The organism is Calothrix sp. FACHB-168, assembly GCF_963889195.1.
Classification (GTDB): Bacteria; Cyanobacteriota; Cyanobacteriia; order Cyanobacteriales; family Nostocaceae; genus Aulosira; species Aulosira anomala_A.
In genome coordinates this window covers 121,987-144,058 of record NZ_CAWPNJ010000013.1, presented here as the reverse complement: position 1 = coordinate 144,058, position 22,072 = coordinate 121,987, and the positions used below count along the sequence as shown (strand labels likewise).

Annotated in this window: 14 protein-coding genes and 1 pseudogene; 11 read left to right on the top strand and 4 right to left on the bottom strand. The window is 40.5% G+C overall.

Annotated elements, in window-relative coordinates:
* Positions 1–33 precede the first annotated feature (33 nt).
* From AACW45_RS07065 to AACW45_RS07035, 7 genes and pseudogenes are all read left to right on the top strand, one after another.
* Positions 34–6,633 carry a HAMP domain-containing protein gene (locus AACW45_RS07065; RefSeq protein WP_190632362.1) on the top strand — a complete coding sequence of 2,200 codons (6,600 nt, stop codon included), beginning with the start codon at positions 34–36 and terminating at the stop codon, positions 6,631–6,633.
* Between the two features lie 18 nt (positions 6,634–6,651).
* Complete coding sequence (locus AACW45_RS07060; protein WP_190632361.1) at positions 6,652–7,023, top strand: hypothetical protein; 372 nt, start codon at positions 6,652–6,654, stop codon at positions 7,021–7,023.
* Between the two features lie 72 nt (positions 7,024–7,095).
* The gene (locus AACW45_RS07055; protein ID WP_242045729.1) at positions 7,096–7,935 is read left to right on the top strand and encodes a CheR family methyltransferase; all 840 of its coding nucleotides are present in this window, start codon (positions 7,096–7,098) and stop codon (positions 7,933–7,935) included.
* 24 nt (positions 7,936–7,959) lie between these two features.
* Positions 7,960–8,085, top strand: a pseudogene (locus AACW45_RS07050) (element excision factor XisH family protein); the annotation flags it as partial.
* A 156-nt stretch (positions 8,086–8,241) separates the two neighbouring features.
* The gene (locus tag AACW45_RS07045) at positions 8,242–8,547 is read left to right on the top strand and encodes a XisH family protein (RefSeq protein ID WP_242045728.1); all 306 of its coding nucleotides are present in this window, start codon (positions 8,242–8,244) and stop codon (positions 8,545–8,547) included.
* Positions 8,535–8,888 (top strand): XisI protein, encoded by a 354-nt coding sequence (locus AACW45_RS07040; protein WP_190632360.1) that lies wholly within the window; start codon positions 8,535–8,537, stop codon positions 8,886–8,888. The genes AACW45_RS07045 and AACW45_RS07040 overlap by 13 nt, the downstream gene beginning before the upstream one ends.
* Before the next feature lie 238 nt (positions 8,889–9,126).
* Positions 9,127–11,241, top strand: coding sequence for a hybrid sensor histidine kinase/response regulator (locus AACW45_RS07035; protein WP_190632359.1), 2,115 nt, complete (start codon positions 9,127–9,129; stop codon positions 11,239–11,241).
* A 1,121-nt stretch (positions 11,242–12,362) separates the two neighbouring features.
* Here the strand turns inward: AACW45_RS07035 and AACW45_RS07030 are convergent.
* Positions 12,363–13,328, bottom strand: coding sequence for a DUF4351 domain-containing protein (locus AACW45_RS07030; RefSeq protein ID WP_190632358.1), 966 nt, complete (start codon positions 13,326–13,328; stop codon positions 12,363–12,365).
* A gap of 349 nt (positions 13,329–13,677) precedes the next feature.
* Between AACW45_RS07030 and AACW45_RS07025 the strand changes: the two genes are divergently transcribed.
* A complete protein-coding gene (locus tag AACW45_RS07025) occupies positions 13,678–14,844 on the top strand; it encodes a pyridoxal phosphate-dependent aminotransferase (protein WP_190632357.1) in 1,167 nt (388 codons plus the stop codon).
* Positions 14,845–14,955: 111 nt separating this feature from the next.
* On the opposite strand, the gene AACW45_RS07020 is transcribed toward AACW45_RS07025, so the two are convergent.
* Together AACW45_RS07020 and AACW45_RS07015 are read right to left on the bottom strand one after the other, a co-directional pair.
* On the bottom strand, positions 14,956–16,143 hold the full coding sequence (locus AACW45_RS07020; RefSeq protein WP_190632356.1) for a glycosyltransferase: 1,188 nt from the start codon (positions 16,141–16,143) through the stop codon (positions 14,956–14,958).
* 263 nt (positions 16,144–16,406) lie between these two features.
* On the bottom strand, positions 16,407–16,976 hold the full coding sequence (locus tag AACW45_RS07015; protein ID WP_096644534.1) for a pentapeptide repeat-containing protein: 570 nt from the start codon (positions 16,974–16,976) through the stop codon (positions 16,407–16,409).
* A gap of 1,405 nt (positions 16,977–18,381) precedes the next feature.
* On the opposite strand from AACW45_RS07015, the gene AACW45_RS07010 reads away from it, so the two are divergent.
* Positions 18,382–19,641 carry a proton extrusion protein PcxA gene (locus AACW45_RS07010; RefSeq protein ID WP_190632355.1) on the top strand — a complete coding sequence of 420 codons (1,260 nt, stop codon included), beginning with the start codon at positions 18,382–18,384 and terminating at the stop codon, positions 19,639–19,641.
* A gap of 26 nt (positions 19,642–19,667) precedes the next feature.
* Positions 19,668–20,456, top strand: a complete 789-nt coding sequence (locus tag AACW45_RS07005; protein ID WP_190632354.1) for an SDR family oxidoreductase — start codon at positions 19,668–19,670, stop codon at positions 20,454–20,456.
* Between the two features lie 260 nt (positions 20,457–20,716).
* Here the strand turns inward: AACW45_RS07005 and AACW45_RS07000 are convergent, their stop codons facing one another.
* Complete coding sequence (locus AACW45_RS07000) at positions 20,717–21,661, bottom strand: cation diffusion facilitator family transporter (RefSeq protein ID WP_190632353.1); 945 nt, start codon at positions 21,659–21,661, stop codon at positions 20,717–20,719.
* 241 nt (positions 21,662–21,902) lie between these two features.
* On the opposite strand from AACW45_RS07000, the gene AACW45_RS06995 reads away from it, so the two are divergent.
* Entirely contained in the window at positions 21,903–22,067 is a 165-nt protein-coding gene (locus tag AACW45_RS06995; RefSeq protein WP_190540720.1) for a hypothetical protein, read from the top strand.
* Positions 22,068–22,072 lie beyond the last annotated feature (5 nt).

Genomic DNA, 22,072 nt, shown 5'->3' with positions numbered 1-22,072 from the left:
AATATATAAAATTAATTCCTAAAGGGTATAGTAATGGCAACCGAACAGTTAATCAGAGAAAGCGACAATCTAGATTTAAAACAGCTATTAAGAACGTTAAATGCTGTAAAAAAAGGCGATTTTTCTGCTCGGATGCCTATCGATCAAACAGGAATGGCGGGTAAAATTGCTGATACGCTGAATGATATTATCGATCAGAATGAGCGCATGGCAGCAGAGCTACAACGCATCGGTAATGTTGTGGGTAAAGATGGTAATGTTTCTGAACGCGCTTCCTTAGGAAATGTTCGCGGTTCTTGGTTAAGTTGCGTTAATTCTGTTAATACTTTAATTACCGATTTAGTCCAGCCTACAGCAGAAACTACGCGGGTAATTCGGGCTGTAGCTAATGGTGATTTATCCCAAACTATCGCCCCAGAAATTGAAGGTAGACCTTTGAAGGGGGAATTTCTCCAAACTGCTAATATTGTTAACACAATGGTAGATCGCCTTGGTTCCTTCGCGTCGGAAGTTACCAGGGTAGCGCGGGAAGTGGGAACCGAAGGGAAACTCGGCGTACAAGCAGAAGTTCGCGGTGTGGCGGGTACTTGGAAGGATTTGACTGATAACGTCAACTTGATGGCAGGAAATTTAACTGCCCAGGTGCGTAATATTGCGGAAGTTGCAACTGCGATCGCTAATGGTGATTTATCGAAGAAAATCACTGTCAATGTTAAAGGCGAAATTCTCGAATTGAAAAACACCGTCAACACGATGGTAGATCAATTAAATTCCTTTGCATCGGAAGTTACCAGAGTCGCGCGGGAAGTGGGAACGGAAGGGAAGTTAGGCGTACAAGCAGAAGTTCGCGGTGTGGCGGGTACTTGGAAGGATTTAACTGATAATGTGAATTTGATGGCAGGAAATTTGACAGCCCAGGTGCGGAATATTGCAGAAGTGACAACGGCTGTAGCGAATGGCGATTTATCGAAGAAAATTACTGTAAACGTTAAAGGCGAAATTTTAGAGTTGAAAAACACCGTCAATATCATGGTCGATCAACTCAACTCCTTTGCATCGGAAGTTACTAGGGTAGCGCGGGAAGTAGGGGCGGAAGGTAAATTAGGGGGACAAGCAGAAGTTCGGGGTGTGGCTGGTACTTGGAAAGATTTAACCGACAGCGTGAATTTTATGGCGGGTAGTTTAACAGCCCAAGTCCGGAATATTGCAGAAGTAACTACAGCTGTGGCGAATGGCGATTTATCCAAGAAAATCACCGTGGATGTGAAGGGCGAAATTTTGGAGTTGAAAAACACCATCAATACAATGGTGGATCAATTAAATTCCTTTGCGTCGGAAGTTACCAGGGTAGCGCGAGAGGTGGGGACGGAAGGGAAACTCGGCGTACAAGCAGAAGTTCGCGGTGTGGCTGGTACTTGGAAAGATTTAACTGATAACGTTAACTTGATGGCTGGGAATTTGACAGCCCAAGTCAGAAATATTGCGGAAGTAACTACAGCCGTGGCGAATGGCGATTTATCCAAAAAAATCACCGTAGATGTGAAGGGTGAAATTTTGGAGTTGAAAAACACCGTCAATATTATGGTGGATCAACTCAACTCCTTTGCATCGGAAGTTACTAGGGTAGCGCGGGAAGTAGGCGCGGAAGGGAAATTAGGGGGACAAGCAGAAGTTCGCGGTGTGGCTGGTACTTGGAAAGATTTAACCGACAGCGTGAATTTCATGGCGGGTAGTTTAACGGCACAAGTGCGGAATATTGCAGAAGTAACCACGGCGGTGGCGACTGGTGATTTATCCAAGAAAATCACCGTGGATGTGAAGGGCGAAATTTTGGAGTTGAAAAACACCATCAATACAATGGTGGATCAATTAAATTCCTTTGCATCTGAGGTAACCAGGGTAGCGCGAGAGGTGGGAAGTGAGGGGAAACTGGGAGTACAAGCTGATGTGCGCGGTGTTGCGGGTACTTGGAAAGACTTAACCGACAGCGTGAATTTTATGGCGGGTAGTTTAACGGCGCAAGTGCGGAATATTGCGGAAGTAACTACAGCTGTGGCGACTGGTGATTTATCCAAGAAAATTACTGTGGATGTGAAGGGTGAAATTTTGGAGTTGAAAAACACCATCAATACTATGGTGGATCAACTCAGTTCCTTTGCTTCTGAGGTAACGCGGGTAGCGCGAGAGGTGGGAACGGAAGGAAAATTAGGCGTACAAGCAGAAGTTCGCGGTGTGGCGGGAACTTGGAAAGATTTAACAGGTGCGGTGAATATGATGGCTGGTAACCTCACCGATCAAGTAAGGAATATAGCAGAAGTTGCGACTGCGATCGCAAATGGTGATTTATCCAAAAAAATCACTGTCCAAGTTAAAGGCGAAATTCTGGAGTTGAAAAACACCATCAATATAATGGTGGATCAATTAAATTCTTTCGCGTCGGAAGTTACTAGGGTAGCAAGGGAAGTAGGAAGCGAAGGTAAATTAGGCGTACAAGCTGATGTGCGCGGTGTTGCGGGAACTTGGAAAGACTTAACCGACAGCGTGAATTTCATGGCGGGTAGTTTAACAGCCCAAGTGCGGAATATCGCCGCAGTTACTACCGCAGTAGCGAATGGCGATTTATCGAAGAAAATTTCTGTGGATGTCAAAGGGGAAATTCTGGAGTTGAAAAACACCGTTAATACAATGGTGGATCAACTTAATTCTTTCGCGTCGGAGGTAACCAGGGTAGCGCGAGAGGTGGGAACCGAAGGAAAACTCGGTGTACAAGCTGAGGTGAAGGGAGTTGCGGGAACTTGGAAAGACTTAACCGACAGCGTGAATTTCATGGCGGGTAGTTTAACAGCCCAAGTGCGGAATATCGCGGAAGTAACTACAGCTGTGGCGAATGGTGATTTATCCAAGAAAATCACCGTCGATGTGAAGGGCGAAATTCTGGAGTTGAAAAATACCATCAATACAATGGTGGATCAATTAAATTCCTTCGCTTCTGAGGTAACCAGGGTAGCGCGAGAGGTGGGAACGGAAGGAAAACTCGGTGTACAAGCTTATGTTAGAGGTGTGGCGGGAACTTGGAAAGACCTCACCGACAATGTAAACTCAATGGCGGGGAACTTAACAGCCCAGGTGCGGAACATTGCAGAAGTTACCAAAGCGGTGGCGAATGGCGATTTATCCAAGAAAATCACCGTCGATGTGCGCGGGGAAATCTTGGAGTTGAAAGACACCATCAATACAATGGTGGATCAACTCAGTTCCTTTGCTTCGGAAGTAACGCGGGTAGCGCGGGAAGTGGGAACGGAAGGAAAATTAGGCGGACAAGCCCAAGTGCAAGGTGTGGCGGGTACTTGGAAGGATTTAACTGATAATGTCAACTCAATGGCGGGGAATTTAACAGCCCAGGTACGGGGTATCGCCAGAGTTGTCACAGCAGTGGCGAATGGAGACTTGAAACGCAAACTCATGTTAGATGCGAAGGGAGAAATTGAAACCCTCGCGGAAACAATCAACGAAATGATTGATACTCTTGCAACCTTCGCCAATCAAGTAACCACAGTCGCGCGGGAAGTAGGAATTGAAGGAAAATTAGGCGGACAAGCCAGAGTACCTGGTGCGGCGGGTACTTGGAAAGATTTAACAGATAACGTGAACGAACTCGCTGCAACATTAACTACACAGCTAAGAGCGATCGCAGAAGTTGCAACAGCCGTAACCAAAGGCGATTTAACCCGGTCAATCGCTGTGGAAGCTTTAGGGGAAGTCGCTATCCTCAAAGACAACATCAACCAAATGATCGCTAATCTGCGGGAGACTACCCAGAAAAATACTGAGCAGGATTGGTTGAAAACGAACCTGGCTAAGTTTACCCGGATGTTACAAGGTCAACGGGATTTAGAAACTGTTTCTAAACTCATCCTCTCAGAACTTGCACCGTTAGTAGGCGCACAACATGGCGTATTCTACATGATGGAAGCCGCAGATCATCAGGCTTTCCTCAAATTACTCAGTAGCTATGCTTATCGCGAACGGAGACATTTAGCTAACCGCTTCTACTTGGGTGAGGGTTTGGTAGGACAATGCGCTTTAGAAAAAGAAAGAATTCTGTTAACAGAAGTCCCCAGTGATTATGTGAAAATTAGCTCAGGTTTAGGCGAAGCTTCACCTTTAAATGCGGTTGTGTTACCTGTGTTGTTTGAAGGACAAGTTACAGCAGTTATAGAATTAGCTTCCTTCCGGCGCTTCAGCGAAATACATTTAACCTTCTTCGATCAACTCACCGAAAGTATTGCGATCGTTTTAAATACCATCGCCGCTTCCATGCGCACCGAAGAATTACTCAAACAATCCCAATCCTTAGCGGAAGAACTGCAAACCCAGCAAAACGAACTCCGGGAAACCAACAAACGCCTAGAACAGCAAGCCCAATCACTCAAAGCTTCCGAAGATTTACTCAAAGGACAGCAAGAAGAACTCCAACAAACCAACGCCGAATTAGAAGAAAAAGCCGAGTTGTTGGCGTTGCAAAAGAAAGAAGTTGAGCGGAAGAATTTAGAGATAGAACAAGCGAGACGTTCTTTAGAAGAGAAAGCCGAACAACTCGCCCTTTCATCCAAATATAAATCTGAATTTCTCGCGAATATGTCCCACGAACTGCGGACACCCCTCAATAGCTTGTTAATTTTGGCGCGGTTATTAGCCGATAACACCGAAGGTAATCTCACCACCAAGCAAATTGAATATAGTCAGACAATTTACTCTGCGGGTACTGACTTATTAACCTTAATTAACGACATTCTGGATTTAGCGAAAATCGAATCCGGAACCATGTCAATTGACATGCATCAGATGTTATTTTCCGAGTTAGGCGATCAATTAGAACGCACCTTTGGACAAATAGCTCAGAATAAAGGACTAGGCTTTACAATTGAACTTGCGCCGGATTTACCCAAAACTCTCTACACTGATAGCAAACGTTTACAACAAGTCTTAAAGAACTTACTTTCCAACGCTTTTAAATTTACCGAACGTGGAGAAGTTCGTTTACGAGTAGAAGTAGTCAAAGCCGGTTGGAATTCATCACAAGAAACCTTGAATCGCGCCCACAGTGTAATTGCTTTCTCAGTCAGCGATACAGGTATCGGAATTGCGCCAGATAAACAAAAAGTAATATTTGAAGCCTTTCAACAAGCCGATGGTAGTACTAGTAGAAAATACGGCGGTACAGGATTAGGTTTATCAATTAGCCGCGAAATCGCCCGCTTATTTGGTGGAGAAATTAAACTGATCAGCGAACCGAATCAAGGTAGTACCTTTACTTTCTACCTTCCCCAAACCAGCCCAGAGTTACGCGGTTTGAGTTCTGAAGTTTTAACACCAAGACCAATTTCTAGCCCTCAATTCCTCGCTGCTACTAACCATTCTCCCGTACTCAACGACGATCGCGCAATCTTAGCCGAAGACGATCGCGTTTTATTAATTGTCGAAGATGACATTAACTTTGCCCGTATCCTTTTAGATATGGCGCGACAGCAAGGATTTAAGGTGATTACCGCCCAAAATGGCAGTATTGGACTCACCTTAGCCCAGCAATATCATCCTTCCGCCATTTTATTAGATATCCGCCTCCCAGAAATGGACGGTTGGACAGTGTTAGACAGGTTAAAACATAACCCCAAAACTCGTCACATCCCCGTTCATATCATTACTGTGGAAGAAGGAAGACAAAGGGGTTTACAACTCGGTGCGATCGCCTATTTACAAAAACCCCTCACCAGCGAAGCGATTTCCGCAGCCTTAACTAAAATTAAAGGCTTTATCGAACGGCGAGTGAAAAACTTGCTAGTAGTAGAAGATGACGACACCCAACGCCACAGCATCGTTGAATTAATTGGAAATAACGACGTAACTACCACAGCCGTGGGTACAGGAAAAGCAGCCCTCGAAGCCATCCAAAATCAGTATTATGATTGTCTAGTGCTGGATTTAGGTCTACCAGATATGACAGGTTTTGAGTTAATCGAGCAGATTAAACTCTTACCTAATGGGAAAAGCTTACCAATCATTGTTTATACAGGTCAAGAACTGAGTAGAACCCAAGAAACAGAACTAAGACGGTTAGCTGATACCATCATCGTCAAAGATGTGCGATCGCCTGAACGTCTCTTAGATGAAACCGCACTATTTTTACATCGCGTCCAAGCAAATCTACCAGCACCAAAACGGGAAATATTAGAACAGCTACATGCTAGAGACTATTTACTCACAAATAAAAAAGTCTTAATTGTAGACGACGATGTGCGTAACATCTTCGCCTTAACAAGTATGCTAGAGCGATATCAAATGCAAGTAGTCTATGCCGAAAATGGTAGAGAAGGAATTGCCATTTTAGACAATACACCAGACATTGATATTGTGTTGATGGACGTAATGATGCCAGAAATGGACGGTTACGAAACAACCAAACTCATCCGCCAAAACAATAAATTACGCAGCCTCCCAATTATTGCCCTCACCGCCAAAGCCATGCAAGGCGATCGCGAAAAATGCATCGCCGCCGGTGCATCAGACTACATCACCAAACCTGTAGATACGGAACAATTGCTTTCTTTATTGCGCGTTTGGCTATATAGGTAAGGGCATGGGGCATGGGGTATGGGGCATTGGGCATGGGGCATTAAGCTAGAGGTTTTGAGGTTGGAAGTTAGAGTTTTGATTGCGGAGGTTGGGGCTTTTATCTTGGAAATTGTAATTTTAAGCGTAAATGTTGCGGCTTTGATGCTGGAAGTTGCAGCTTTAAGCCTCAACGTTGCGCCTTTTATCTCGGAAGTTGCAGCTTTAAGCCTCAACGTTGCGCCTTTTATCCCGGAAGTTGCGGCTTTAAGCCTCAACGTTGCGCCTTTTATCCCGGAAGTTGCAGCTTTCAACCTCAACATTGCGCCTTTTATCTCGAAAGTTGCAGCTTTCAACCTCAACATTGCGCCTTTTATCTCGAAAGTTGCACCTTTCAACCTAACTTTTGATTAATCATACCCAATGCCCAATGCCCAATGCCCCATGCCCAATGCCCAATACCCAATGCCCCATGCCCAATGCCCAATGCCCAATGCCGAATACCCCATGCCCCATTTAGAAGAAATCGAAATTCAACTTTTGCTAGAGGGTATATACCGTTACTATGGTTTAGATTTTCGCAATTATGCGCTAGCTTCTCTAAAACGTAGAATTTGGAATACTATTCGCGCAGAAAATTTAACTACCATCTCCGCTTTACAAGAAAAAGTCTTGCACGATCGCGAATGCATGGAACGATTTTTATTAAATCTTTCCGTTCATGTAACTTCGATGTTTCGCGATGCTGACTTTTACATTGCCTTTAGAAATAAAGTAGTACCTCTATTAAAAACTTATCCTTTTATTCGCATTTGGCACGCAGGTTGTTCTACTGGCGAAGAAGTTTATTCTATGGCAATTTTGCTGCAAGAAGAAGGACTTTATCATCGTTCCCGTCTTTATGCTACAGATATGAATGAAACAGTATTGCGCAAAGCAAAAGATGGGATTTTTCCTTTAGAATTAATGCAGCAGTATACCCATAATTATTTACAAGCAGGTGGTAAAACTTATTTTTCTGAATATTACACAGCCGCCTACGATAGCGCCATCTTTCGCTCATCCTTAAAGGATAATATTGTCTTCTCCCCGCATAATTTAGTTACAGATGGTTCTTTTAATGAATTTAATGTCATCTTTTGCCGCAACGTTTTAATCTATTTTGATAAAACCCTGCAACAGAGGGTACATCATTTACTTTATGAAAGCCTAATTAGGTTTGGCATATTAGGTTTAGGACGCCAAGAATCTCTGAAATTTACACCTTATGAACAACAGTATGAAGCCTTAGATGTTCGTGAGAAGCTTTATCGGAGAATAAGTTAGAATTAAAGATAAAAAAGTCACTCCATGCCTGCTAAAGATATTTACCATGATGCTGTCAAAAATGCTCTGATTAAAGATGGTTGGCTAATAATTGCTGACCCTTACATAATTAAATATGAAGACGCTGAACTTTATGCTGATTTAGCTGCTGAGAAACGGGAGCATCCCAAATGTGCAAAAACGCCCTCACCCTATAAGGGTGGGGCTAGAAATACGAAGCCTGCCTTCGCAGGCTATCAAACTTTTTAGCCTGCGAAGGCAGGCTTTGTTGGTATAGCAATACCCTTCTAGGGTATTGCGTCAAAATTGGGATACTCCCCTGAGAAACCAATAGCAGCAGAACGCCAAGGGCAAAAAATTGTTGTAGAAATTAAAAGCTTTGTCGGGAAATCTCAGATGTATGACTTTCATAACGCCCTGGGTCAATACATCGTTTATCGTAACCTTATCCAAGTCAGTGAACCTGAATATAATTTATATCTAGCAATTGACGACATTGTTTATTTTAACTTTTTTCAACGTCCATCAATTCAGCTAATTATCCGCCAAAATAACCTGCAATTAATGATTGTCGATACTGAACAGGAGCAAATTGTGCAATGGATACCTTAATCCAATATCGCAATACTGTGCAAAAAAACCTTAAAAAATACTACGAACTCAGCAATACTCAATCTGCTAAAAATACAGAACCGACAATTAGCGATCGCCTGATTTTAGACGAACAAAGCGATCAATACCTGTGGCTGCGTTGTGGTTGGGATGGCAAAAGACGAGTACAACACATTATTTTATACTTGCAGATTCACAACGGTAAAATCTGGGTGGAAGAGGATAGCACCAACTTGGCAATTGTTGACGATCTATTAGCCGCAGGTATTCCTCAGACGGATATCATTCTCGGTTTTCATCATCCTAGTAAACGAGCATTAACGGAATTTGCGATCGCCTAGAGTCAGTCAACCGTCAACAGTCAACCGTCAACCAAGCCTTTGACAGCCAACTACGATCTTTCTACAATGAGCCTTTAGAAACGAAAACCAAGTCTTTGAGCAAAACATCTAGTATATCTTTATTCCTTTTCCTCAAAGCTGTAACCTGAGATAGTTGTAAAAGTCCTCCAGAAAGCCGAAAGTCTATAAAAAAGCATAGAAACTAATTTTTTAGTCTAGCTAGGAGTCTATACCCATAATGCCGTCCGAATTACCAGTAAATATTCTCCTGGTTGATGACCACGCCGAAAACTTGTTGGCTTTAGAAGCTATATTAGACAGCCTGGGTCAGAATCTGGTAAGGGCGACATCGGGGGCCCAAGCTTTGAGATGTTTGCTCAATCAAGATTTTGCGGTGATTTTGCTCGATGTGCAAATGCCAGAGATGGATGGATTTGATACAGCCACTCTCATCCGCCAAAGAGAGCGATCGCGTCATACCCCAATCATTTTTTTAACGGCATTTAGTACCAACGAATCAATGGTATTTAAAGGCTATTCTCTAGGCGCAGTAGACTATCTGTTTAAGCCCATTGAGCCGGAAATCTTGAAATCAAAGGTGGCGGCGTTTGTCGATTTGTTTCAAAAAACCGCAGAGGTAGAACGCCAAGCCGCCCAATTAGCAGCCTTAAATGCCAGTTTGCAAAAGAGTGAAGAACAGTTTCGTTCTTTGTGTGTTAACTCGCCAATCGGCATTTTTTTAACTGATGCAGATGGTAATTGTACTTATACAAATCCCCGCTACCAAACGATTTTAGGGATTTCTGGTGAAGAATGTTTAAACAAAGGTTGGTTGCGATCGCTAGCACCCCAAGATAGAGAAACTATCTTTGCAGACTGGGCAAGCTGCGCCCAAAAAGGGGGAGAATATTATAACGAGTTTACTATTCTCAACCCAGAGGGGGATGTCAGATGGTTAACTTTGCGTTCCTCACCGATGCTATCCGAGCGAGGCACAGTTATTGGTTATGTAGGTACAGTAGAAGATATTAGCGATCGCAAACGAGCCGAAGAAGAACGCGCCAAATTAATCCGCGAACAAGCCGCACTCAAAGAAGCGGAAGCCGCCAACCGGATGAAAGATGAGTTTTTAGCCACCTTATCTCACGAACTGCGTACCCCTTTAAATTCAATTCTCGGTTGGTCGAAACTTCTACGCAATCGCAAACTTGATGAAAAAGCTACGGCGCGAGCTTTGGAAACCATTGAACGCAACGCTTTATTACAAGAACAACTCATCGAAGATATTTTAGATGTCTCGCGCATCATTCGCGGCAAACTATTTTTAAATATTTGCCCTGTTAATTTAGTTACAGTGATTGACGCCGCCGTAGATACAGTACGTCTCCAAGCCGAAGCCAAAAATTTGACATTTGAATTTGCGATCGCACCCAGTGAAGCGGGTAGCATTGATGAAGTCAGGAAAAAAGCCAAAAAGCTAAAAGAGAATAACGGCTATGTCTCTGTAGCTAGCCATCTAGCTTCACCTTTTATGGTGTCTGGCGATCCTGATAGATTACAACAAGTCGTCTGGAACCTACTCAGCAATGCAATCAAGTTCACACCGCAAAACGGGCGAGTGGAAATTAGATTATCAGCGATTAAGGGTAAAGAAATCAAAGACAGCTACGCCCAAATTCAAGTGAACGATACAGGTATAGGCATAAAACCTGACTTTTTGCAATATGTATTCGATCGCTTTCGTCAAGCTGACGGCAGTACAACTCGCAGTCATACTGGCTTAGGATTAGGATTAGCGATCGCGCGTCACTTAGTAGAATTACATGGCGGAACGATCCACGCTGATAGCCCAGGTGAGGGACAAGGCGCAACTTTTACTGTCAGATTACCATTTTTAGCACCTAAAACCCAAGAAAGCAGCGAAAAATCCCCGGAACAAGCCTTAGTTACCCCCAAATTACCGCTAAAAAATTTACGACTGCTAGTAGTCGATGACGATACTGATACCCGCCATTTTCTTACCGTCGCCTTACAACAAGCTGGTGCAGAAGTCACATCTGTAAATTCCGTTCAAGAAGCCCTGGCTGCAATTCAAAAATATCCCCTAGATATTTTAATTAGCGATATTGGAATGCCAGAAGAAGACGGCTATACATTAATTCGCAAAGTCAGACTGCTACCACCAGAACAAGGCGGAACAATTCCCGCGATCGCTCTTACCGCCTATGCTAGAGAAGAAGACGCCAAACAAGCAATAGAAGCTGGTTTTCACATGTATGCTACCAAACCAGTTGAACCAACTCAATTAATTGATGCGATCGTTAAATTAGCCGAACAGAATTACCCAAATTAAAATATTTCGTAAATTATACCAATTTGAAAAAATCCGACAGATTGTAGGGGCACTGGCACTGCCATGCCCTCTAGAAGATTTTGATGTGTTGCAAAGATTATTTGAATTGGGATAAGGGACTTCCAAATAAAAAAATATTCCAATCATTAACTTACCAAACCCGCAACTCGTAGGGGCGGGGTAACCCCGCCCCTACAATTTGGCATAATTTATTTTTTGGAGTTCCCTAAGACAAAGGCTATTTTTAGCAAATGCGATCGCAAAAACGAGAAAACGTAGCTGTCATATAGCTTGTTATTCAACATTGCAATTTTTAAGCAATTAATCAACCCAAAAACTTGCGCAAAACACCAAAATGATTGCGCTATTTACCGAAATGAGTAAGCAACAAGGCTTTTTATCTGCGGAAAACACCAAAATGACTGCGTGATTTACCAAAATGAGAAAGCAATAAGGCTTTTTGAGTAAGTGAAATGGCTTTTTACCTGCGGAAAACACCAAAACCAGAAAGCAATAAGGCTTTTTGAGTAAGCGATAAGGCTTTTTAAGTAAGTGAAATGGCTTTTTACTTACTTAAAACATCTAAATGAGAAAGTAATCAGCTTTTTTGTTTACTCAAAATATAAAAATGAGTCCCTAATTTAAAGAAATCATCAAGCGCTGTCTACCACAGGCTACGCCTACAGACTTTTTGAGTCAGCAATGAGTTATAGCATTACAAATCACCTGTGTCATACCCATTTGAAAAAATAATGCGACAGATGGTAGGGGCATGGCACTGCCCACCTGTGTCAACTTAAGGCGAAACCCACTTGGCGACAATGTTCTGCCCTCACCCCCAGCCCCTCTCCTACAGGAGAGGGGAGCAAGAGATTTAATTCCCCTTCTCCTGAGGGAGAAGGGGTGAGGGGATGAGGGCGAGGGTTTTTGTACAACACGCGCCGTATATAGCTTTTAGCTTAAGTTGACACCAATAGGCACTGCCATATCCTCTAGAATATATTGATGTGCTGTATTTGTATTGATATTAAATTAGTTGGGGTTTAGCACCTCACAAATAAAGACAACCAATTTAAAAATTTATTGTGGCTTTCCCCAACTATTAGGAATTAGTAATTATTTTATCCTCTTGCTGATAACCAATTAGTTAAATCAGCCATCGAGGTAAAATCAAGTAAATCCTCAGCTAATGTTTCCAACTCGTTAATAGTTAAAGAGCGCACCTGCTCAAGTAATGCCTCATCAACATTAACTAGACGACGATTGAGTAACCGTGTCACTAATGATAATGCTTCTTGTTGCTTGCCGATTTCAATACCACTGCGCTCAAAAGAAGTTACATATTTCATCCGTCGTCTAGCCTCCAGTTGTTGTATTTCTAGTTTAAACTCTGCTTCTAAATTGGGTGGCAAAGTTAACATCCAATCCACAAACGCTATTAAATTAATTACATCCTGTTCCTCAAAGCCTTTTTCATACAACCTTTGTACCAACGCCAATTTTTGCTGTTTACGGTTGTTGCGGTCATTACGGGTATTCAGTGCCGCTAAGTGTGCCATGACTACCGTTGCGAATGGGTTATTGTCGTTGTCTAGTTCCAATAACCTTGGTTGATAATCTATCAATTTAATAATCGGAAATTGAAAATTTAACCTACACCCAAATAAACTATAACCAAATTGTTCCGGTCGCCAATTTGCTTTTTCATCACCTAAAATTGCTAAAGAAGCTACCGATTTTTTGTATCTATCGTAAATGCGATAATTATAGGTATACATCCTCGCGGCAAAATCCGCTTCTTCTTGAGATTGCACCTCAACATGAATTAACACCCAAGTTTCTTGACCATTTTGCAGATAAACTTTGACCAATTTGTCAGCAAAACGACGACCGATTTCTGCATCGGCTACTACTTCTTGTAATTCTTTATCGAGAAATTCTGGCTGTTGTCTCCAATCAATTTCATTATATGCATTGGGGAAAAAGAACTGCATAAATTCGGAAAAATATGTTTGTAAAATATCCTTCCAGGGTGAATCATATTCGGTTGCGGGATTGAGATTTTTGTTGTCATTATTATCAGTCATTATCGTCAATTGTGGATTGCTTCAAAGGAATATATTCTGCTGTGGGCGATCGCTTTACTTGAACATTGAGCCGATATATCACCAAAAACCTGCAATAAGCTGGATAAAAGCTTGATTTTCCACATTATGCCAGAAATTATACTTATCTCTGTCTCATCACAGGTAAAATTTAGCAATCAAATCGGATTAGAGAAGTACAAATATTTACATGCTCTTTTATTAACAAAATTCTTAATATTGCCAAAATTTACTAACGAGATGGGCTAAGGAATTCTAAAAAGTCAATTCTCAATCGAGATTGTGGGATATTGTTAAATAGGTTAGAGATTAAGCGAATAAATAATTAAGAATGAAACTGGCAGCACGAGTAAGTCAGGTAACACCCTCTTTAACCTTAGCGATCGCAGCTAAAGCTAAGGCAATGAAAGCAGAGGGGATAGATGTTTGTAGTTTTAGCGCTGGAGAACCGGATTTTGATACCCCAGCCCATATCAAAGCAGCAGCCGAAAAAGCTTTGGATGAAGGGAAAACCAAATATGGCGCAGCCGCCGGAGAACCAAAGTTAAGGGAAGCGATCGCCCACAAGCTGAAAACAGATAACGGACTCGATTACAAAGCCGAAAATGTTATCGTCACCAATGGCGGGAAACATTCTCTCTACAACTTGATCGTCGCTCTCATCGATCCAGGTGATGAAGTCATTATTCCCGCACCCTATTGGCTCAGTTATCCGGAAATGGTTACTTTAGTCGGGGGAGTATCCGTAATTGTACATACAGATGCTTCCACGGGCTATAAAATTACTCCCGAACAACTGCGCCAAGCAATTACCCCCAAAACCAAGCTATTTATCCTCAATTCCCCATCTAACCCCACGGGAATGGTATATACCCCAGAGGAAATTAAAGCCTTGGCAGAGGTAGTAGTTGATGCAGATATCTTTGTTGTTTCTGACGAAATTTACGAGAAAATTCTCTACGATGGCGCAGAACATATCAGCATCGGTTCCTTGGGAAAAGAAATTTTTGCCCGCACTTTAATTAGCAACGGCTTTGCCAAAGCTTATTCTATGACAGGCTGGCGACTTGGCTATTTAGCCGGGCCTGTAGAAATCATTAAAGCCGCCAGTACCATCCAAGGGCATAGTACATCTAACGTTTGTACCTTTGCTCAATATGGCGCGATCGCGGCTTTAGAAAGTGAGCAAAATTGCGTGGAAGAAATGCGCCAAGCCTTTGCCAAACGGCGACAGGTAATGTTAGACAGACTCAACGCCATCCCCGGCTTGAGTTGTCCCAAACCAGATGGTGCTTTTTATCTGTTCCCCGACATCAGCAAAACCGGCTTAAAATCCCTAGAATTCTGCGATGCGCTGATCGAAGAACATCAAGTAGCAGTAATTCCCGGTATTGCCTTTGGTGCCGATAAAAACATCCGCCTTTCCTACGCCACAGACATGGCAACAATTGAAAAAGGCATGGATCGATTGGAGAAATTTGTGCGATCGCGAATTTAGAATTATGGGGCATTGGGCATTGGGCATTGGGCATTGGGCAATAGTCTCTCCAACTTCCTCTGCCTCCTCTGCCTCCTCTGCTTCCTCTGCCTCCTCTGCTTCCTGCCTCTCTCACAACAACCCCATCTCCTGCAAACCCTGACGCAGCCTTTGGGCTTCTTCGGGGTTTTGTTCTTGGTGGAGAGCGATCGCATTTTTAAAGGCAATTAAACTTGCTTGGTGATTGCCGACTTTTAGCTGCACTACTCCTAAATTTTGGTAAGCTTCTGCATATCTGGGGTTTAACTTGATGGCTTTTTGATAACAGGCGATCGCATCGGTAAATAAACCCATAGCCTTTAATGTCATGCCTAAATTGTAATGTCCGGCAGCAAAATTATCGTCAATTTTCAAAGCTGCTTCATAAGCTTTTCTGGCAGTTTTTAAATCTCCAGCTTCTTTGAGTAAATTCCCAATATTGTTATATGCACCCAACTTTAAAATTGGGTAAATTGGTAACTTAATAGCTGTTTGATAATGCAAACTAGCTTGTTTAGGATTCTGTAACCGACTGTAAGCAATTCCTAAATGATAATGCAATTCATATAAAATTTCATAGTTTTCTTCACTGGTTCTTACTCCTCGTTTAAGAAGTTCTATCCCTTCATTAATCTTGCCAGTGGTAACATACAAAGCCCCCAACTTACTACATACATAAGCATCATAAGGATGAGCAGCTAAAAATTGTTCCATTGCTGCTTGTGCTTTCGCGTATTTATTACCTTGCGCGATCGCACTTTTTTGATATCCTTTATGGAGAATCGCCACACCTTGTAAATAGCCAATTTGCCACTTAGGTTCCTTAGCTAAAATTGTCGCTACGCTATCATCAATTAAAGCGTGATAAGGACGCGAAAATTGAATTTCTGGGTGACGACGAAACAGTCGAGATACTAAAGAATAAGGTGATTGTTCGGCACCAACTTCTTGACGTAGTAGGTTAATTAAAAGATATTCTTCACTTTGAATTACAGAATAAATTTGTGGTACAATTTCTGGTGTTAGCATCTCATCTGCATCTAAAACTAACACCCAGTTACCTTTAACATATTTGAGAGCTTCATTGCGAGCAGTACTAAAATTATTGTTCCATCTAAAATGATGTACTTTTGCACCGTAAGATTTAGCGATTTCTGGAGTGCGATCGCTAGAGCCTGTATCTAAAATTACCATCTCATCGACAACATTTGCTACACTGCTGAGACATTTATGCAGTGTAGCTGCCTCATTTTTAACAATCATGCACAGGCTGAGATTCATAATTAAAGCACTCTAATGATTTGAGAAATTTTACATATTTCTCAATCGAATATAACCGTTTTTAATTTAGTTAAAGAATAGTGAATTTATCCAGAAAATTTCCCCTCAAGCCAGTCACCTCACAATCAGCCCCATTGAATCAGCAAAAATCGCTCACCACCAAGAAAATTGTAGAGACGCGATTCATCGCGTCTGAGATTCATCGCGTCTGAGATTCATCGCGTCTGAGATTCATCGCGTCTGAGATTCATCGCGTCTCCCTTTCACTGATGGATAAAGCCATCAGGCATAATTGTTCCTGTCATAAAGGTTTCACTCATATCTGTAGCGTTAAGATTCGCGCCTGTTAAGTTGGCTTCGCTTAAGTTAGCTTCGCTTAAATCAGCGCCACTTAAATCCGCCCACTGCAAATCAGCTTTCCACATCCGTACCCCGCCCATTTTTGCCCCGCTTAAATTAGCACCCTGCAAATTAGCTGCACTCAGTGATGCCATGTGTAAATTAGCATCACATAAATCTGCATAATTCAAACATGCACCACTTAAATCTGATTCATTTAAATTTGCAGTTGTTAGCGCCGCTTGGCGTAAATCCGCACCACTCAAAATAACTTCCGATAAATTTGCTCTATGAAGTTTCGCACCTCTAAGGTTTGCCCGACTTAAATTAGCCCCACTTAAAGATGCACCAGTGAGGTTAGCACCTTCGAGGTTAACTCTACCAAAATCTACACCACCCAAGTTAGCCCCGCGTAAATCTGCTTCCGGTAATTCTATACCGTTAAAGCTTCTTTCACCTGCTGCATACCTAGTTAGAAGTTCTTTCACATTCATGATTGTTTAGTTCAGATTAACTTAGTGTAAATACCAACTTTGATTGTCACTAAAATGCCAGGTTCAACAACATAGCAAAGCTAAAACAGGCAGCAAAGTTAACTGGATTATTAATGTTGAAACTTCATTGGGAATCGATTTAAAAAATTGTAGCTTACCAAAAACCACGGTTAATTTTAGATAGCAAATTCAACTAAATTAACTAGACTTTTTATTTGCAGTTTCTTTGCATAAAATCAGCACAATAGTGATTAATTTTCATGACTTGTAATTAATTTCCGAAATTCCCAAAAGCAGACAAAGCAGTAACTACAAGTTAATCAAATTAACCAAATACCAATCCGGTGGGTAAAGGTTGAGTCAGTTACCAGAGGTATGTTGTTAAAGGAATAATAGCATCGTCTAGCTATCATACAATAAATATATAAAATATAATAACTAATATGATAAATACTGTGATTTAATGAAATATTATGTAAATAACATTAATTTTCCTAAAAAATATTATATATCCTTGACAATATATTCAATTATTGTATTGCGATGAATTACAGTATTTTTAGTATAGATACTTAATTAATATAAAGATAATACATTAAGTTTTTAAGAGTTATATAGCGCTCCTACTTGAGTTACAAACAGGATTTTTTATAAAACCGCCTTTGCGTAGCGTCTCGCAGAGAAGACGCCAAGGACGCAGAGAAGGGACTTACAAAAAATAAATTACCCAAATTCCGTAGTGCGAGCAGCGTTCGACTGAGCGCTCACGCCGAAGTCTTGCTCGCTTTTGAACACCAGCGAGCGAGACGTTTGTCCTTCGGACACGCTACGCGAACGCACTACAAATTGATTGGGTATTTAAAAAATTGGATGTCCCGAAAGAGAAAGCAGAGAATGTTTATAAATCATTTAGGTTTGCTATAGCAATTTAATATGCAAATCTTCTAATCTACCTTGCATAGGCAAGCTTTATAATCATGAGTTTTCATATTTTATACCAATTCACTAAAAAGTATCAGAGGTACTTAATTAGCTTACTGACATATTAATGACATAAAAATTACATATTATGTTCATACTCTTGCAATACAAATTTAAGAGTTGTGAAATATGCCACCATGTATACTATAAATATCCTGAATAAGATAATTGAAACTCCGTAAATATAGCAAATATGTTTAATCTTAAATAAAATATAGCAAGACTCAATCATTTGTGAAATTTACAAACTCTCTGTTTTTCTCTTATCCTTGGCGTACTTGGCGTACTTGGCGGTTCATTAAAAAATGTTTCTACAACTCAGATAGGATTGCTATATTACCTGATTATCAAGCTGAACTAGATAAGTTAATCAAGAAAACCTAAGCTATTATAAATTCAATGATATAAGTTCAAAAAATCAGCCATGAAAAATTCATTTTTTCAAAACATTAAATACAAAATCAGCAAATTTAAGCAATGGTTTGTCAACACACCAGAAAGAGCATTATTAGAAGCTTACAAAGCAGCGCAGGTAATTAGAAACATTGAAATCGAGCATTTTGGCAATCAAAGGATTTCTGCCTCAACAGGAAACTATACCGAAAATGTCATGTCTTATTGGCAAGGTTATCTGAATAAAAACTTAATTTTTATTAAAGTCAAACTTGCCGAATTTCGCCTCAGTCGCTCAGTGTTAAATATCTCTGAAGCTGCAATTTTAGAACAACTACAGTTTATTGATGATGTCATCTCTAAATATAATATACCAACTGAACAGATAAGTACTATTCAAGACATCTCAAATGTCACACCCATACCAATTAATAACCCAGTTAATAAAAAAGTAAAAATATCTGATAATAATATTGCTAATGTTCCTCCTGTCACTCAAAAAACCGGATTTTTACCTCGTTCTTTAGGGAGAACAATTAATCGCATCCAAGCAGATTTATCACCCCAAGCTGAAGCCGATTTTATCAGAAATTACCATATTACCCAAAGGCGGACAAGAATTGCCTTAAGATTTTTCTTAATTTTAATCCTTGTCCCGCTATTAACTCAGCATATTTTTAAGCAAGTATTGTTCAGTCCACTAGTAGAAAAATTTAGAGGTGAAACAAGCGAGCATATTTTCCTCAATGTCAATATGGAAATTAAGGCTTTGGAGGAATTAAAAAGTTTTGAACACAAACTAAAGTTTGAAAATTTATTATATGAATCACCAAAATTTTCTCATGAAGAAGTTCAAGAACAACTGCGTGAGAAAGCCATAGAAATAGCCGAGGAATTTACTCAGGAAAGTAATAGCGCCATCAGTAATGTATTTGCTGATTTACTATCTTTAGTTGCTTTTGGCATTATAGTGGCTATGAGTAAAAAAGAAATTGTCATTGTCAAGTCTTTTATCGACAATATTGTCTATGGTTTAAGCGATAGTGCTAAGGCTTTTTTAATCATCTTATTTACTGATATATTTGTCGGGTTTCACTCACCACATGGATGGGAAGTACTATTAGAAGGTTTATCAGAACATCTAGGTATCCCCGCCAATAGAAGTGCAATTTTTCTCTTTATTGCCACATTTCCCGTGATTTTAGATACTATATTTAAATACTGGATATTCCGATATCTCAGTCGTTTATCTCCTTCAGCATTAGCGACTTTAAAAGAGATGGACGAATAATTGAGAGTAATCAATGGTGTAAATCAATGCAATTTATTGATAAAGTTGTTTGGATTACTGGAGCATCTTCTGGTATTGGTGAAGCATTAGCTTATCAATTTGCTAATCAAGGAGCAAAATTAATTATTTCCGCCAGACGGGAAGAGGAATTACAAAGAGTCAAACAAAATATCAACAGCGAATGTTTGATTATCACCCTTGATATTACAGATTCGACATCATTAGCAACAGCAGTACAAACTGCAATCAATCATTACCAGAAAATCGATATTTTAGTCAATAATGCAGGTATCAGTCAACGCTCTTTAGCCGTTGATACCCAAGAGATAGTGGATAGAAAAATTATGGAAATTAATTATTTTGGCACTATCAATTTGACTAAAAAAATTCTACCTTATATGATTGCTCGTGGTAGCGGACAAATTGCAGTTGTTTCTAGTATTGTTGGTGCAGTTGGTTTTCCCTTACGTTCTGCTTATGCAGCTTCAAAACATGCTTTACATGGCTTTTTTGAAACCTTGCAATTGGAATTAAAACCTGATAAGAATATTTTTATTACAATTATCTGTCCCGGCAGAATTAAAACCAATATTTCTTATAATGCCTTAAATTATGATGGCAGTGCCTATCAAAGAATGGATGAAGGGCAAGAAAAAGGCATGAATGCTGATATTTGCGCTCAAAAAATGCTGGCGGCTATTTACCGTAAAAAACGAGAAGTTTATATTGGTAGTTTTGATATTTTATTAATTTATTTTAAAAGATATATACCCACATTATTTTATTGGATAGCTAGCAGAGTGAAACCCACATAATTTGTAATTCGTAATTCGTAATTCGTAATTCGTAAGTAAATGAGGTACGCGCTTCGGGGCATGGCAGTGCCAGTGCCCCTACAATCAACGATTATCTGTACTTTATCAACTGGCAATCTGCTGTAATTAAAATAATACGAATGTGGAAAAAGAATATCACAAATGGGTAGGGTCATGGCACTGCCATGACCTCTAGAATATATAGATGTGTCGCAAACATTATTTGAATTGGCATAATAAAATATTTGCGTAAGTCCTGGTTAAAATCTATGGTAGGAAGCCAAAGTACAGGTTTGCTGAGAATCGCCAACTTCTATTTGTAAGGTAGAATGTGCAATACCAAAATGATCGTGCAATTCTTTGCAAGTTTGAATGAGAAAATCATCGCCAGGATGACCAGAAGGAATTACTAAATGCGCTGTTAATGCTGTTTCTGTGGTACTCATAGCCCAAATATGTAAATCGTGAACTTGGGTAACACCAGAAAGTTCAGATAAATAAGTTTGCACTGCTAGTGGTTCAATACTTTCTGGTACAGCATCTAATGCTAAGTTGACTGAATCTTTTAATAATTGCCAAGTTCCAACTACTACTACTGCGACAATTATTAAGCTAACAACTGGATCAAACCACAGCCAGCCAGTCAAAATAATAGTAATCCCAGCTAATACTACTCCTAAAGAAACTCCTGCATCAGCAGCCATGTGTAGAAATGCGCCGCGAATGTTTAAGTCATGTTTGCGACCTGACATAAACATTAAAGCGGTGATAGTGTTAATAATGATGCCAACTATCGCTACAACAATAACTGTATTTCCCCCGATAGATGCAGGTTGACTGAAGCGTTGGACTGCTTCCCAGCCAATTCCGCCCATGACTAATAAAAGTGCGATCGCATTAATTAAAGCCGCTAAAATCGAAGAACGTCGCCATCCATAAGTATAGCGTTGGCTGGGGGGTCGGCTACCCAAAAAACTCGCACCCCAAGCTAGTAATAATCCTAAAACATCACTCATATTGTGCCCTGCATCAGCCAGCAAAGCCAACGAGTTAGCTAAGTATCCATAAGTTGCTTCAATAATGACAAATCCAACATTCAGGATGATACCAACCGTAAAAGCGCGGCTGTAGTTATTAGTACCATGTTCATGCTCATGACTATGATGATGATGATTGTGATGACCATGATGATGATTATGTCCCATCTTTGATACCTAAATAACAGCCAACTTCTGAATACTAGTTTGCAGAATTTTTGTGCTAATTGCCACTAATTTAACTTAATATTAATCTTCTGATTGAAATAGAAAGAAATAAAAAATTTGCCATCCGTATAGCAGAAGTTAAAGCCATTCATCGCCATTATTTTCTTAGAGAAGAGTATTGATTGTTGGTAGGGCAAATACTCTTACACCCAAAACTATGATGAAATAATGAGGATGAATCATGAGTAACTTGGGATATGCCAGTTTATTCATTGTGATGTTAGCAGCATTGTTAGCAGCACTGGCACAAATGAGTATGGCATTAGACGAAGCAGATATTGGACGTTTTTCGATTTGGACAGGAATTGCTTCTGTAATTGCAGGGTTACCAATGATGTTGTGGTGAATAGG